General features: G+C 36.2%; 16 protein-coding genes. 10 read left to right on the forward strand and 6 right to left on the reverse strand.

Going from position 1 to position 15,677, the window contains the following annotated elements; genetic code table 11:
- Positions 1-275 precede the first annotated feature (275 nt).
- Positions 276-1,166, forward strand: coding sequence for a DUF6929 family protein (locus G440_RS0104395; protein WP_034258946.1), 891 nt, complete (start codon positions 276-278; stop codon positions 1,164-1,166).
- Positions 1,167-1,242: 76 nt separating this feature from the next.
- Here the strand turns inward: G440_RS0104395 and hflC are convergent, their stop codons facing one another.
- Complete coding sequence (gene hflC / locus G440_RS0104400; RefSeq protein WP_026450193.1) at positions 1,243-2,187, reverse strand: protease modulator HflC; 945 nt, start codon at positions 2,185-2,187, stop codon at positions 1,243-1,245.
- A gap of 2 nt (positions 2,188-2,189) precedes the next feature.
- On the reverse strand, positions 2,190-3,197 hold the full coding sequence (hflK, locus tag G440_RS0104405) for an FtsH protease activity modulator HflK (RefSeq protein ID WP_026450194.1): 1,008 nt from the start codon (positions 3,195-3,197) through the stop codon (positions 2,190-2,192).
- Positions 3,198-3,533: 336 nt separating this feature from the next.
- Between hflK and G440_RS0104410 the strand changes: the two genes are divergently transcribed.
- Positions 3,534-3,998, forward strand: a complete 465-nt coding sequence (locus tag G440_RS0104410) for a 3D domain-containing protein (RefSeq protein WP_084426574.1) — start codon at positions 3,534-3,536, stop codon at positions 3,996-3,998.
- An 88-nt stretch (positions 3,999-4,086) separates the two neighbouring features.
- Here the strand turns inward: G440_RS0104410 and G440_RS0104415 are convergent, their stop codons facing one another.
- Positions 4,087-4,500, reverse strand: coding sequence for a DUF6691 family protein (locus G440_RS0104415; RefSeq protein ID WP_026450196.1), 414 nt, complete (start codon positions 4,498-4,500; stop codon positions 4,087-4,089).
- A 3-nt stretch (positions 4,501-4,503) separates the two neighbouring features.
- Positions 4,504-5,061 (reverse strand): YeeE/YedE family protein, encoded by a 558-nt coding sequence (locus tag G440_RS0104420; RefSeq protein WP_026450197.1) that lies wholly within the window; start codon positions 5,059-5,061, stop codon positions 4,504-4,506.
- Positions 5,062-5,165: 104 nt separating this feature from the next.
- Between G440_RS0104420 and G440_RS21315 the strand changes: the two genes are divergently transcribed.
- A complete protein-coding gene (locus tag G440_RS21315) occupies positions 5,166-5,321 on the forward strand; it encodes a hypothetical protein (protein ID WP_169718940.1) in 156 nt (51 codons plus the stop codon).
- 53 nt (positions 5,322-5,374) lie between these two features.
- On the opposite strand, the gene G440_RS0104430 is transcribed toward G440_RS21315, so the two are convergent.
- Positions 5,375-6,172: a sulfite exporter TauE/SafE family protein gene (locus G440_RS0104430; protein ID WP_026450198.1), complete on the reverse strand. Its 798-nt coding sequence runs from the start codon at positions 6,170-6,172 to the stop codon at positions 5,375-5,377.
- Positions 6,173-6,406: 234 nt separating this feature from the next.
- Here G440_RS0104430 and G440_RS0104435 point away from each other — a divergent pair, with 234 nt between their 5' ends.
- The 5 genes from G440_RS0104435 to G440_RS19470 all read left to right on the forward strand — a co-directional run bounded on the left by G440_RS0104435 (position 6,407) and on the right by G440_RS19470 (position 12,365).
- Complete coding sequence (locus G440_RS0104435) at positions 6,407-7,336, forward strand: LysR family transcriptional regulator (RefSeq protein ID WP_026450199.1); 930 nt, start codon at positions 6,407-6,409, stop codon at positions 7,334-7,336.
- A gap of 349 nt (positions 7,337-7,685) precedes the next feature.
- A complete protein-coding gene (locus tag G440_RS0104440; RefSeq protein WP_034258948.1) occupies positions 7,686-9,068 on the forward strand; it encodes an MmgE/PrpD family protein in 1,383 nt (460 codons plus the stop codon).
- 186 nt (positions 9,069-9,254) lie between these two features.
- The gene (locus tag G440_RS0104445; RefSeq protein ID WP_084426577.1) at positions 9,255-10,139 is read left to right on the forward strand and encodes a phosphosulfolactate synthase; all 885 of its coding nucleotides are present in this window, start codon (positions 9,255-9,257) and stop codon (positions 10,137-10,139) included.
- A gap of 143 nt (positions 10,140-10,282) precedes the next feature.
- Positions 10,283-11,020, forward strand: a complete 738-nt coding sequence (locus G440_RS0104450) for a YggS family pyridoxal phosphate-dependent enzyme (RefSeq protein WP_026450202.1) — start codon at positions 10,283-10,285, stop codon at positions 11,018-11,020.
- A gap of 187 nt (positions 11,021-11,207) precedes the next feature.
- Positions 11,208-12,365: a GIY-YIG nuclease family protein gene (locus G440_RS19470; RefSeq protein ID WP_051285141.1), complete on the forward strand. Its 1,158-nt coding sequence runs from the start codon at positions 11,208-11,210 to the stop codon at positions 12,363-12,365.
- Positions 12,366-12,422: 57 nt separating this feature from the next.
- Here the strand turns inward: G440_RS19470 and G440_RS0104460 are convergent, their stop codons facing one another.
- A complete protein-coding gene (locus G440_RS0104460) occupies positions 12,423-12,761 on the reverse strand; it encodes a hypothetical protein (RefSeq protein ID WP_245574825.1) in 339 nt (112 codons plus the stop codon).
- 318 nt (positions 12,762-13,079) lie between these two features.
- Here G440_RS0104460 and G440_RS0104465 point away from each other — a divergent pair, with 318 nt between their 5' ends.
- Both G440_RS0104465 and G440_RS0104470 read left to right on the forward strand, forming a co-directional pair.
- Positions 13,080-14,213 carry a helix-turn-helix domain-containing protein gene (locus G440_RS0104465; RefSeq protein ID WP_026450204.1) on the forward strand — a complete coding sequence of 378 codons (1,134 nt, stop codon included), beginning with the start codon at positions 13,080-13,082 and terminating at the stop codon, positions 14,211-14,213.
- 286 nt (positions 14,214-14,499) lie between these two features.
- Positions 14,500-15,663, forward strand: a complete 1,164-nt coding sequence (locus G440_RS0104470) for an IS4 family transposase (protein ID WP_026450205.1) — start codon at positions 14,500-14,502, stop codon at positions 15,661-15,663.
- Positions 15,664-15,677 lie beyond the last annotated feature (14 nt).

Here is a 15,677-nt window from a genome sequence, read left to right on the forward strand (position 1 = left end):
ATCCGAGATTACTCAATTAATCTAAGTTTAGCAATATAACTCTCCCATTATTAAAGCATACTTTTCTTTGCGACCCCTGCCTACGGCAGGCAGGTCTGCACCTCCTGCGGTGAAAAATATAACGCGAAGACGCAAAGGCCTTAGAGTTTATAATTAGGTACAGGATTACCCCACTTCTTAACAGATTGATAATCGGCTAAATTAATTAAACCAACATTTTTTAAACATCAATGAATTTTAATCATTAGTTTTCCATTTATTAAATTGAATATCTTGTGGAAAAAGAAGAATTAGAAATAGAAATATTAAGTTGGCAAATTTTAGAAGGCGTGCCAAGTGCTTCGGGAATAGTTAAGCATAAAGAGGGTTTCTATGTGATTGGTGATGATTCTCCTTATCTATTCCACATCGATACCAATTTTGTTCTACTTTCCAAAACTCAGATTTATTCTTCTGAGAAATTACAAAATAATACGATCCCCAAAATCAATAAACCCGATTTCGAGGCGATGGAAATGGTCAGTGAAACTGAGATATTGGTTTTTGGTTCTGGCTCTAAATCTCCCGAACGCGATGTTTGTGTTTTGCTTGAAATAGGAGAAGAAATAAGTTATAAGAAATACGATCTCTCCACATTTTATGATTATCTAAGGAATCTAGATGAAATGCGCGGCTATGAACTCAATATTGAAGCACTAGCAGCTAAAGGAGATATGTTGTTTCTTTTTAACAGAGGTCGCAATATCATATTTAGCTTTTCTTATAAAGACTTTATGATATACTGTAAAACCGAAAAAAACCATCCCATTCCTAAAACCAACTTATTTTCTTTACCGAAAATCAACGGATTGCAAGCAGGGTTTTCTGGTGCTACTGCTTTTAAAGAGAAACCGTTTTTTATTTTTACCGCAGCAGTAGAAGATACTCCCAATGCTTATGATGACGGAGCTGTTCTAGGCAGTTTTATCGGGGTTATAGAAATAAAAAATGGAGAGATTGCCAAAGAATATTCGATTCAAAAAATTCCAAACCCTGGGTTTCCTTTAAAAGTTGAATCTGTGATAATCGACAAAATTATATCCGAAACTCAAACCGACCTTGTTCTAGTTACAGATAATGACGGCGCCGCTTCAGAGATATTAAGATTACGAATGGAGTATTCTTAAAAAAAATTCTTCCTAAACTGAACTCCATATAATTCAACTTTTAAAACTGAAATTGTCATGTTGAATTTCTCAAGTACTATTGCTTGGTTTTTAAATATTTATACAATTCACTGTCTGTGGAAAGAATGACAGATGTATTCTTATCAAATGTTTTCTCAAATGTTTCCATTGATTTTAAAAAGCTGTAAAGGTTTTTAGAATTGGCAGACTGATTGTAACCCGAAGCATAAATTGCAGCCGCAGTGGCATCAGCTTTACCCTTAATTCTTTCCGCCTTTTCAAAAGCTGTGGACTGTATGATTTTAAGTTCTCGAACCTGCTCCCCATTTATTCGCGAAGCCTGCCCCTGCCCTTCAGATCTGAACTTATCGGCAATACGAAAGCGTTCACTGTTCATTCTTTTAAATACATTTTCACGTACTTCATCAACATAGTTTAGCCTTTTGATTTTAAAGTCAAGAATAACGATTCCCAAATCGGAAACTCTTTCGTTACCAGTTTTTAAAATCATTTTTTCAATTTTTTCGCGGCCTACATTAATATCTAATAGCGTATCAGAAGAAGGTTCTGTGAGCGTATCGGTTATTATTGCTTTTCTATTACTATTTCTAACTGCCTCCACTAAATTATGATTGGCTATATAATCTCTCGTTTCTCCATCTAGAATATCATTAAGCCTAGATTGGGCACCTCTTTCGTTGGTGAGTCTTTTATAAAACTGAAGCGGGTCGGTAATCTGCCAACGCGCATAGGTATCAATGAAAATAAACTTTTTGTCTTTTGTTGGTATTTGATTGGGATCACCATCCCATTCAAGATAACGTTTATCAAAAACATTGGCATCCTGAATAAAAGGGATTTTAAAATTTACTCCTGGAGTGGTAACTGCAACACCAATGGGCCTACCAAATTGTGTGATGACTACCTGCTCCTTTTCATCGACTATATATGCGCTCGAAGTAATGGCTATTAATAGTACTACTAGAACTATCCCTGATATAATGAGTTTCCTTTTCGACATGTTTAATTCTGTTTTGGCGTATTTTGATTTTGCATTTGCATCTGCAAGAGCGGAAGCACATTGCTTCCATTTTCATCCGTTATTATTTTATTCCCAAGTTGGGGAAGTACTTTGTTCATCGTCTCGAGGTATAGTCTTGTGCGTGTCACCTCTGGTGCTTTAACATATTCGGTGTACAAAGCATTAAATCTGGCCACTTCACCTTGTGCATTATTAACTCTTTCTGCTGCGTAACCTTCTGCTTTTTGAATGGTTTCAAGGGCCTGCCCTTTAGCTTTTGGAATCACTTTATTGTAAGCAGATTCAGCCTCATTAATCAGAGTTTCCCTTTCCTGCTGTGCTTGGTTTACAGCATTAAATGCCGCCTTTACAGCATCTGGTGGATTAACATCCTGCAACACTACCTGGTCTATCTTTACACCTAGTGAATATTCAATACTTAATTCCTGAACAATGAATTGAACCTTGTTGGCCACTTCAGTTCTTCCAACCGTCAACACTTCATTTACCGTTCTATCACCCACTACCTGGCGCATAGCTGCTTCAGACATATCACGTAATGTACTTTCGGGATTTTTCACTTTAAACAAATAATTGTAGGGATCGTCTATTCTATATTGAACTACCCATTCTACATCGGCAAGATTGAGATCGCCAGTAAGCATTAAGGATTCCTCTTTGGTTTTGCCTTTAGTATAACCAGTTTTAAGACTACTTGTGTCCGTTGTTCGGAAGCCAAATTCCAACTTTTGTTGCCGCTCCACAGGAACCTTATACACTTTTTCAGCAAAAGGGATCTTAAAATTAAGTCCCGGATCCACCGTTCTTACATATTTTCCAAACCTAGTGATTACCCCCACTTCCTCAGGTTCAATCTGAAAAAAAGAACCAAATGCAATAATCAGTACCAAAATCCCAACAATTACGATTTTTATATTTTGAGAAATAACATCTCCTATTCTTGCTAGAGGCTCTGAAACATCAAAACCTTCATTTCCATTGTTATTCATTTATAATTCTTTAACAATTATTAAAAGCCACCTCATTTCAGTAACCTTCAGTTCGTAAAAATATACATATTAAAGCGACTTACAGGTACGATTTCGAGATGATTAGTTTTGCCTAAAAGTTCATATGAGTTTATTAAAAACAATTTTAAACCTAAGATTATGGTTGTTGGGATCTTGCCGACTTCAGATTGCATCATTAAAATATAATAAAAGTTTATTATTCACATCGAAATAACCTAAAGTAAGCAACATTTTTATATAGAGCAATCATAGAGTTTTGCTACATATAATCTGTAAATTCAGGTGTTTAGCAGATTTTTTTGTACATTTTGTTGAATGAAAACTCAAAAGCACAAATACTACATATTTCCGATTCCGTTATTTATATTTTCCATAGGTGTGATATTACTAGGTTGCGGCGAAACTATCCCAAAGAAGAAAGATACTACGGCGACCATCACAGTGACTGCCACGGCTTATAATTCGGTTGAACATCAAACCAAAAAAGGGAACATTGGCTTAGCCGCTTGGGGCGATATTTTGGAACCTGGCGAACGCGCCATTGCCGTTTCCCGCGACCTGATTAAACTGGGATTGGATCACAACGAGGAAATCGAAATAAAAGGCTTAGAAGGCACCTATATTGTAAAAGACAAAATGAACAAACGCTGGAAAAAGAAAATAGATATCTATATGGGCTTAAACGAACAAGCCGCCCGCCAATGGGGCAATCAAAAGGTGGAGATTCGGTTTAATAAAAAGGACAGGCCTCATGATAAGTTTTCGGAGGAGGCTCGATAGAAATATTTACTTCCAGTTCTCTTAATGCCGAAGCCTAAAAAGTGAAAATTTACAAAATAGCAGTAAGCCGTCTATATTTTATAGCTACCTAATGCGGTAAATATTTTCTAACCAATCCATAAATAAATGTTCCAAGCAAAGCTCCAAAAATCACAATTAAAACAGAAGCATATCCTGCGCCTGCCAGCACATACATAGGTCCTGGACAAGCACCGGAAAGCGCCCAGCCTAGACCAAAAATAATTCCACCCACAAGATAACGGGTAATTCCTTTGTTTTTCGGTTGCAAACTCATCTCTTTACCCTTTAAAGTCTTTATGTTTTTCCGTTTAATAACTTGAACTCCAATAACTCCTAGAACTAATGCAGAGCCAATAATGCCGTACATATGAAAACTCCCAAACTGGAACATTTCATAAATACGAAACCACGAAGCGGCTTCAGATTTAAACATTACAATACCGAAGAAAATACCAATGGCTAAATAAGTGATGTATTTCATTTCTTAAAAAATAAAGGGGTAAATAAAGTGAACCATTATAAGGCCTCCGATAAAGAAACCAATAACGGCAATTAGTGATGGCAGCTGAAGATTGCTCAATCCAGAAATTGCATGGCCAGAAGTACAACCACCGGCATATCGGGTTCCAAAACCTACTAGCAATCCACCTACTAAAAGCAAGATGATATTGAACGGATTGGACAACGCCCCTATCGAGAATATTTCTGGCGGCAGATAACTGGTACCAGCACTATTGATGTTGTAGTCTGTAGCCAATTGCTGCGCGATTTCCGGGTTGATTTTAACGGTATTGTCGCTCATATAATTTGAAGCGATAAAACCACCAATAACGGCACCCAAGACCACCATTAAATTCCAGCGTTCTGCCTTCCAATCAAAGTTAAAGAAATCGGCTGCTTTTCCTGCACCTACCACTGAACAGGCGGTACGTAGGTTTGATGACATCCCAAATTTTTTGCCAACAAATAACAAAACAAACATCACAAGTGCGATTGCGGGGCCAGCAACATACCATGGCCACGGATCATATATCCAATTCATAAAAATTATTTTTGTGCAAAGGTGCCACTTTCGTTAAAACTAAAGCCTAAAATCGCTCAAAAAAACTCCAATATATTTTCTTTAGTTTTACAGAAAAGAAAAATATGACACGTAATAAAAAATTAGATCTTATTTCAGTGCTGTTGGCATTAGTTGCTATCGTAATGATTGTATTGGGAATTGTTATAAAAGTACCCGCTCCTGCCCTAACTGGCGTCGGTTTTCTTTTAATTGTATGGGCTTTCCAAGTATTGAAATAAATAGAAAAACTGGAAGTTTCCCTTTAGCTAAAATTGGTTTTTACTATATAGTGCTACTTACTTATCTCTTTATAAATAATGTAAATTCCCATCACCAATACAAACCAGCCAAATACTTTTTTAAGCTTCTTCCCATCTATAAAATTATTGAGCCAGATCCCGATAAAAATCCCAATAATGGAAAGTGCCGTAAATGTTAGAATAAAAGGCCAATCGACATTCATATTTGTAACATCTCCTGTAAAACCAATCAATGAGTTTATTGCAATAATAAAAAGGGAAGTAGCAACGGCTTTTTTCATAGGTAATCCAGCCAATAATACCAAAGCTGGAATAATCAAAAATCCGCCGCCTGCTCCTACTAATCCAGTATTAAAGCCAATAATCACACCTTGAATCATCAATACAGGATAATTGGTTTTTAGTATTACTTTATCCTGCTCCGGCTTTTTATTTCGAATCATCGTTATAGAAGCTAAAAGCATAATTACAGCAAAAAACACCATAATGGCTATGCTTTTTGTAACTGCAAAATCGCCTAGATTAAATAGCTGATCAGGAATTGCGGGAATCACAAATTTGCGAGTTATAAAGACCATGGTAAGCGCAGGACCTGCAAATACAAACGCGGTTTTAAAGACTACTAATCCTTTTTGCATATTTCGCAAAGCGCCAACAAGGGCTGTGCTACCTACTACGAAAAGTGAATATGCCGTAGCGGTTACAGGATTAAGGTAAAAGAAATAGACTAAAATAGGAACGGTTAAAATAGATCCTCCACCACCAATAAGTCCCAGAACAAGACCAACCATCAGCGCACCTATATATCCTAGAATTTCTGTAATCTCCATTAATTAGTTTTTTAAGTGCGCAAATGTACGTGGCTTAGTAATTAATATTGGTAAACTTTTTAAATTCTTACATAAATATCTACTTCACCTCCTCTAATTATTTGTTCGATAACAAATAAATACAAAAGTAATTAAGGATTAAGTATCTTAAAATACGAAACACCGAAAAGCCCTTCTACTACTAAGATAAATAGTACTTTTATAAAAGTTTAAAAAATCTAGAATACAAATTCAATGAATTTCCATCAGCTGAAATATATTGTCTCTGTTGACAGCAACCGAAATTTCTCACGTGCAGCCGAAGAGTGCGAAGTAGCGCAATCCACTTTGAGCAGAGAGATACAACGCTTGGAACAGGAATTCGACATTATAATCTTTGACCGAACTCGGCATCCCGTGGCACCAACAATGAAAGGGATTGACCTAATTGAACAAGCAAAAAAAATACTGCAGGAAGAGGAACGATTTATTTCTCTGGCAGAAAAAAGGGAAAACCGACCCAGCGGAAGTTTTAAGCTCGGCATCCTTACCAGTTTAGCCCCTTACCTCATTCCGTTATTTATAGATAAAATTACTCAGAAATATCCCGAGCTGAACTTGGAAATCTTTGAGATGGGAACTGCTGAAATGTTAGAAAATTTTGAAAGAGACACGCTTGATGGCGCTATTTCAATAGCTCCTTTCCAAAAGGAAGGGTTTTATGAAACCTCACTTTTTGAGGAAGAATTTGTTCTTTATGTGGGTCGAAATCACGTTCTTTCAGAATCGTCAAGTGTTCAATGGGCCGATATTCCCCAAAGCGAATTAACGCTTCCTCAAGGTATGAAATCTTATTTTTTGGAACAAAAACCTGACCTGCTTCAACCTGATGTAACAGCTAAAACAATTAGCTATCAAAACGCCTCTTTGGAAACCATCCGTAAAATCATTGATCGTAACGGCGGGCTCACCTTAATCCCACAATTGGCTTGCCTTTATATGGGAAATCGACGCCTGGAGATGGTACGTTCCATTAAAGACCCTGTTTTAAGCAGAACAATAAATTTCATTGCGCCACGTGGATTTCAGAAAACACGTCTTTCCAAGGTTATCCTCTCAGAGATAATCAAAAGTATTCCCAAAAACATCCAACTAAAAATGATTGCTGATCTGGAAAATGATTAAAACCGCCTTCGATATATTTTGAAAGCTAATGAACGGGCATGCTTTTCATTAAACATTAGTCGTCCTTTCAAAACATCTTCCTACGGCGGACAGGCTCAGGCAACGGTAAGCCGTAAGCCTAATTGAAATCGCCTGTTTTGCTGGCAAAGCTCCAAATGAGAACCATAAAGTTAATTAACCGCAAAATAAAAGGTGGCTGAGTGAATTTGTGTTTCGCAAAGCGAAACACAAATTTGTATCGAAGCCATCGCTTTTGGCTATAGCCCGTATCGCCTTTGCATCATTGACTTAGCTCATAATCTAGAGTACTTTTATGTCATCAAAATAGATAATCTAAAAACAAAATATCATGACAGAAGTACAGAAATTAGCCAGCTTCGTAAACTCACGAAAATATTCAGATCTATCCGAAAACGCAGTTCGAGAATTAAAAATCCGATTACTCGACTCTTTAGGTTGTGCCATTGGCGCTCTTAACGGAGAACCCGTTAACATGGTAAAAGAACAATTGGACGACTTTGGTGGAAATCCATTATCCACATTAATAGGCGGTGGAAAAAATGCACCGGACAGAGCCGCATTCTACAATTCAACATTAGTACGTTATCTCGATTTTAACGACAGCTATCTAGCGAAAAACGAAACCTGCCACCCTTCAGATAATATAGGTAGCGTTTTAGCCGCAGCCGAATATGCAGATAAAAACGGAAAGGATTTCCTTACTGCTTTAGCAATCGCATATCAGGTGCAATGTAGATTAAGCGATGTTGCTCCGGTGCGAGACAAAGGATTTGACCACACCGTGCAAGGAGCTTATGGTGCTGCGGCCGGAGCGGCTTATGCGCTTGGATTGGACGAGGAGAAAACCGCCAACGCGATCGCCATTGCAGCAACCGCATATAATGCACTCCGGGTTTCAAGAACAGGAAATCTATCGCATTGGAAAGGATTGGCATTCCCATCAACGGGTTGGACTTCCACTCACTCAGCATTCTTAGCAATGCGCGGAATTACTGGCCCAGAAGAAGTGTTTGAAGGCAATAAAGGCTTTAAGGAAACCATTTCAGGCGACTTCATTTTAGATTGGGAAAAAGAGGATCTAGAACGGGTGACAAAAACCATCATTAAAAAATTTAATGCCGAAATTCATTCCCAAGCAACTCTGGAAGGATTACAAGATTTGATGAATGAACACGATTTCTTCCCGGCAGATATTGAAAGCATTGTATTAAACACTTTCGATGTTGCTTACAATATTATTGGCGGTGGCGAAGAAGGTGGCAAGAAAAACATCCGCACCAAAGAGGAAGCCGATCACAGTTTACCCTATATGATGGCTGCCGTTTTATTGGACGGCAATGTGCTTCCTGCACAATACCTTCCTGAACGTATCGAAGAAAAGGATATTCAGGAGCTATTGCAAAAAGTGCAAGTAAACGAGAAAAAAGAATATTCAGACCGTTTCCCTTTTGAAATGGCAAATGATATTACCATAAAATTCAAGAATGGAAAAGAATTGAGAGTTGAAAAAACCGATTACGAAGGCTTCACATCTCGCCCCGCTTCTTGGGAGTTTATCATTTCAAAATTCAACAATCTGACCAAGGAATTTATTTCAGAAGAACTTCAAGACGAAATTATTTCCACAGTACAAAACATAGAAAAACACAGTATCAAGGAGCTGATGCAACTTCTTGAAACGGTTGGAAAACCTCAAATGATGGAGGCTTAGAAAATGCATCAAAACTTAATTAATAATTTTTAATGATTGTTTTAAAAGGACTTAGGACTATTTGACGTAAGACATAGGACTAAATGTTCTAGATTTAATTTGGTTTATGGATATAAGTCCTACGTCTTATGTCTTTTCATCCTACGTCCTTTTTGGACAATCATTTAACCTTTAAATACAAATATCATGTTAGACACAAATGAACTTATAAAAGATCCAAAAGAATTAAATGGAAAAGCAAAAGATTTTATTGTAAACCCAGTTGGTTTTGACTGGTTACAACGAAACGACCGTCCTGAGAAACCCCGTAAAGTAGGTATGACAGAAATTAGAGCTGCATATTATTCCAATTTTGGATTGAGCTATTTCAAAGACATTTTAGAAACCAGCGGAAATTATGTTGATAGTATCAAATTTGCCGGCGGATCCTTCACCTTTATGAACCCAGAAAAGATTAAAGCGACCAATGATTTAGCTCACCAATACGGCGTGCTGTCATCAACAGGTGGCTTTATGGAATATGTACTTACCAAAGGAAAAGATGCAGTGAAAAAATATATCCAAGAGTGTAAAGAACTCGGTTTTGATATTATTGAAATTTCCACTGGGTTTATTTCCATTCCAACGGACGACTGGTTACGAGTAATTGAAGAAGTCCAAAAAGCTGGATTAAAAGCAAAACCGGAAATCGGTGTCCAATTTGGAGCTGGTGGGGATGGAACCGTCGCCGAGTATGAAGCTGAAGGTATACAAGATGTGGAATATGCAATTAAGCAAGCCAAACGTTTCTTAGATGCCGGCGCATATACCATTATGATGGAATCTGAAGGAGTTACCGAAAATGCCAATCCATGGAAAGTTGGTGTGCCTGCAAGATTCATTAGTGAACTCGGACTTGAAAACGTGATGTTTGAAGCAGCGGATCCTCAGGTTTTCAAATGGTATATCAAGAATTACGGACCTGAAGTAAACCTGTTTGTCGATCACAGTCAAATCGTTCAACTTGAAGCAACCCGACAAGGAATTTGGGGAACCAATGACATTTGGGGACGAATTGTAACTTACAAATAATTGAAAAATTTCTGCCAGACCCTGAATAAATTTCGATCTGGCAGAAATTCTTTTGCTTTACTTGAATTAACAAAATCATAGCGGATAATATTATCCGCTTTAGTGTTTTATAGTTATCTTTGTTAAGAGTAAAACCATAAACAATGTCAGATACAATCACACATAACCTAAAAACAATTCACAATAGAATTCAAGCTGCCTGTAAACGAGCAGGCCGGAATCCCCATGAAGTACGGCTTCTCTTGGCTACAAAGACAGTGGATTCTGAACGGATCAAATTCGCTTTAGAACTTGGCGAAACCCTTGTCGGAGAAAATAAGGTTCAAGAATTAAAACAAAAGTGTGAAGCGATTGCCGTGTGTAATCCTGAAGTCCATTTTATCGGGCACTTACAAACCAATAAAATCAAAGAAGTTATTAAATGGGCTTCGTGTATAGAGTCTATAGACCGGCTGAATCTTGCTGAAAAATTGCACGACCGATTACTTTCCGAAAATAAAACTATCGATGCCTATATTCAGGTAAATACGTCTTATGAGGAAAGCAAATTCGGAATTTCTCCCGAAAACGCATTACAGTTAATTAAAGATGTTTCTCAATTAGAAACCATTAATATTAAAGGTTTGATGACTATCGGATTATTTAGCTCAGAACCTGAAAAAGTTCGAAAATGCTTTCGTCTGCTAAAAAGTATTCAGAAGAATGCGATAGCTTTAAACTTACCAGGAGTTTCTTTAAAAGAACTTTCTATGGGAATGAGCGGAGACCTAGAAATTGCAATTGAAGAAGGTGCAACAATCGTACGGGTTGGAACAGCCATTTTTGGTGAACGGATCTATCCAGATAGCTATTATTGGGATGAAACAAAGAAAGTCAAATAAGTTCTCATTGTGCTTTTCGAACAGATTTTGACAATATTACCCAAACCCTAAAGGGATTATCGTCAAAATCTTTATTTCTACCTTAGTCCCGAGAGCTATCGTGAGAGGAAAAGAGTAAAGACTTGTTCATTTAAGTTCAATTAGACTCGAAATGCACAACGGGTTTACATAGTGTTTAATTATTTGAATGAGAACGCACTTGGGTTTTGATTTCGATTTCGGTTTCAATTTCAATTTAAAGATTATGAAGAGTGAGAAAATCCAACAGTTAATAAAAAATCTCCCGCATCTTCCAGGGGTTTATAAATACTTCAACAAAGAAGGAGAACTTATTTATGTTGGAAAGGCCAAAGATTTACGAAAACGCGTAACTTCTTATTTCACCAAAGAACCTGAAAACAGAAAGACTTACAACTTAGTACAAAACATCCATCATCTTGAATTTACAATAGTCAATACGGAGCAGGAGTCTTTACTGCTGGAGGATTCATTAATTAAACACTTCCAACCGCGTTATAATATAAATCTGAAGGACGATAAAAGCTTCCCATATATTGTAATTACAAATGAAGCTTTTCCTAGAGTATTTTTAACTCGCAACCTCCTTAAAGATGGATCGGAATATTTCGGTCCTTTTACCAGCGCTGTTAAAGTACGCGAATTATTGGAGTTAATCCGAAGCCTTATTCCGCTTCGGAAACATCATCAAGAACTTTTTATTCATATTACTGAAGAAGGAAAATTAAAGGTGAGCCCAGAGTATTATTTGAAAAATGCTAATCAGAAGGAAGAGCTATTAACCGAAGAAGAATATAATATTGGGATACAGCAAGTACGTGCTGTTTTTAAGGGGAAATTTGCGTCAGTAATCAAGCCGTTGCGAAAACAGATGAAAGAATCTGTAGAAAAAATGGATTTTGAAAAAGCTGAGGTTCTTCATCAGAAAATCGAATTTATACAGCAGTATCGAGCAAGCGGCAAGATGATCAACGCAGGTTTGGGAGATATAGATGTATTTACAATCCTCATTAAGGAAAATCAAGCTTTTGTAAATTACCTTCAAGTAAAAAAAGGAACTATTTTACAAACTAAAACATTCACTTTTAAGTATAAAAACGATGAATCACAGCAAGAAACGCTCATCTCGGCTATATTTCACATTCAGAAAAAACTTAAAAGTAAGGCGTTGGAGCTGATAGTTCCTTTTCCTATTGAACATCCGGATCTAGGTCTTAGTATTACTGTTCCTAAAAAAGGAGTTAAAAAGAAACTCTTAAATCTTTCAATCAAAAATTTAATCTATTTTAGTGAAAGAACTTCTAAAAAAACAAATGCATCAATCTAAGCTAAGGTTCAAGTACGCAAAAACTGAATTCCCGATTTCTCTAGAAGTTCTACTAAACTATTTCTTTTCAGCGGTTTCATACTTTTCAATTCTCTCTTTCCCTTCCTCCAATTCGCTGCAATTAGGGCATACGTGCACTACTCCATCCTTAACGTGATACCCATCAACGTGTTCCTTTACAAAACCTTGAATAAGCATATAGGATTCTTTATGATTATTGACGTCCACCTGTTTGTCCTTGTATAACTCGCGAATTTTACCGTCGTATTCCTGAAAACCCCAACATAGTGAGCAAACTCCTTCGGGGGATTCATTTTTAGTTTCTTCTTCGGGTTTCTTGAAAAACGCTACGATTGTTTTTATAATATCCATGATAATTTTTATTTTATGTTTCATTTGTAATTTAAGGATTTATCCCATGGAACACAAGTGAAGCAAAGGATATCTCGTTGTGAAATTAAGGAATACTGCAGTATAAAAATTAGTATCTATTTTAAATATTCCTTTTAAAACATTTCGAAAATAGCTGCCATCTTCAGTGAGAAAAATTGTGCAATTATTTTATTGAATATACTTCAGAGTTGATAATTGGCCGAAAATGCTCGGGAAAGAGCCAAGCTATTTGAGTAAAATACCATAGCTTTGAATGAAACGATCCGTGGATTGCAACGAGCAAAAAATCACTAAAAACGACACTATAGCAAGGATAAGACTATGACATATTTATTTTTTATAGCTTCTTTTAATGCGTTTTTCTTTCTTGCGCTACTTCTTCAGAAAAAACCAAAATTACTCCATGATAGAATTCTTATTTTTTGGCTTCTATATCTTGGGCTTTCTACGGCTACTTACGCCTTAACGATTGATTTTTTTCCTGAGAATTCACTTTTAGCCAGTGGAATTATCGCTTTGTTCTTATTGCACGGACCATTTTTATATCTCTATGTTTCTTCACTTACCTTGGATAGAAAAGATTTTAAAACTAAAGATCTCTTGCACTTTATAGCCTTTATTGCATTTATTCTTTATCTGTTTATCGCCTCCCAGTTTCCCTCCTATTCAGAGGGAATTAGAGTAGATCACGTTTCTGAGGGAGGAGCTGAACCTCCATTGCTCTTTAGTCTTTTCCTAATTATAACCGCACTTTCAGGACCAATATATTTCCTTTTGGCATATAAAAAATTTCAAGTAAGCAAGAAATCTTCCTTTAATTTTTCTTCGCAGGAAGTAAACTTAGATTGGCTGGGAAAACTGATTTCAATTTTTGGGATTGTGTGGACAATACTGATTCTGATAGCGGTAATTCATCATGTTTTTCACCTGTTTTCGATGGCTTTTTGTACGGATGGATTATTTCTGTCTCTTTCGGCATTTATAATTTTAATAGGATATTTCGGATTTAAACAAAAAGAGGTGTTTATTAATCACAGCATCGAAAACGAGAAACAGATACCTAATAAACCGGAAATTAAATATGCTGCTTCAAAACTAGAAGATACAGAATTACAAAAATGCTGTGATAAAGTTAGTCAGTATATGAAGATTGAAAAACCCTACTTGGATTCCGATCTCACCTTACCTAAATTGGCTGATGATTTAGACGTATCTACTCATCATCTTTCACAAATCATTAATGAAGTACACGGAAAAAATTTCTTCAACTTTATCAATGAATTCCGGGTAAACGAAGTGAAAATAAAAATACAAGACCCAACATTTAATAATTATTCTTTGTTAGGAATCGCTTTTGAAAGTGGTTTCAATTCCAAATCTGCTTTTAATCGGGTTTTCAAAAATTTGACGGGTACTACGCCTAGTCAATTCCGAGACTCACTCTCTTCCTCCTAAAACAACGCGATTTTCTACGTATTAAGTCCCCTATTATAAAGTGGGACCTGTCTTTCTATCCCAAATAGGTGCCACCTTACAAGCAAGGTCGCACATCCTTGAGTTAGCCCATACTTTTGTTCACAGAAAATAACAATAGATTATTAATTAAAAACAAATAATCACTAGTGTCCACTAAAAGTTTATAAAAGTTCTTTGAAATTATTGTAAACCTGTGTTTTAAGTCTCATTTTAAAGCGTGACGATTTGAAATGGCTATCTATGTTCGTAAAATAATATTACGAATATGAACCAAGGCAAATATATATTTTCTCAGTTGGTAAATTTTCTGCCACAACGTGTTTTTGATAGAGTTACTGCTAAATATTCTGGGAATAAATCAGTCAAACATTTTACTTGTTGGAATCAATTATTATGTATGGTTTTCGGTCAATTATCTGCTAGAGAAAGTCTGAGAGATTTGATACTTATTATAGAGGCTCATAAGTCAAAATCATATCATTTAGGGTTTGGTAAAAGTATAACTCGAAGCAACTTGTCAAAGGCAAATGAAAATCGAAACTTCAAAATATTCGAAGAGTTTGCAGACCATTTGATTAAGATTGCCCAAAGCAAAAATGATAAAAGTGATTTTGAAATAGAAGGTAATATCTATGCCTTTGACTCCTCTACTATCGACCTTTGCCTTAGTGTATTTTGTTGGGCCCATTTTCGCAAAACAAAAGCAGGAATCAAATTACACACCCTCTTTGATGTTAATACCCACATCCCCGTGTTCATTCATATTACAGAAGCAAACATACACGATGTTAATGCGATGGATGTTATAGATTACGAGCCTTTAGCTTACTATATATTTGACCGTGCTTATGTAGATTATGGACGTCTTTATCGCATCGAGAAAGCTAAAGCTAATTTTGTGGTTAGAGCAAAATCGAACATTAAATTCAAAAGAATGTATTCAAGAAAAGCAGATAAAGCCAATGGAATCAAATACGACCAAATTGGAAAAATAATGGGCTTTTATAGTTCTAAAGATTATCCCGAAAAAATTCGTAAAGTAAAATATTACGACAGTGATACTAAAAAAACGTTAGTGTTTTTAACAAACAACTTTAAATTATCTGCTAATGATATTGCATTGCTTTACAAACAAAGATGGCAAGTAGAACTATTCTTTAAATGGATAAAACAACATCTAAAAGTGAAAACCTTTTGGGGCAGATCAGAAAACGCTGTTCGAGTACAAATCAATGTTGCGATTATAACATATTGTTTGGTGGCCATAGTCGCCAAAGAATTAAAAATAAATCGTTCCAATTATGAAATTTTACAAATATTATCTGCATCACTACTTGATAAAACCCCTTTAAATGAGCTACTTATGAAATCAGATTACAATAATGTCAATGAACAAAATACTAATCAGCTGGTTTTCAACTTATTTTAAGTGGACACTAGTGA

This window comes from Aequorivita capsosiphonis DSM 23843, from assembly GCF_000429125.1.
GTDB classification, from domain to species: domain Bacteria; phylum Bacteroidota; class Bacteroidia; order Flavobacteriales; family Flavobacteriaceae; genus Aequorivita; species Aequorivita capsosiphonis.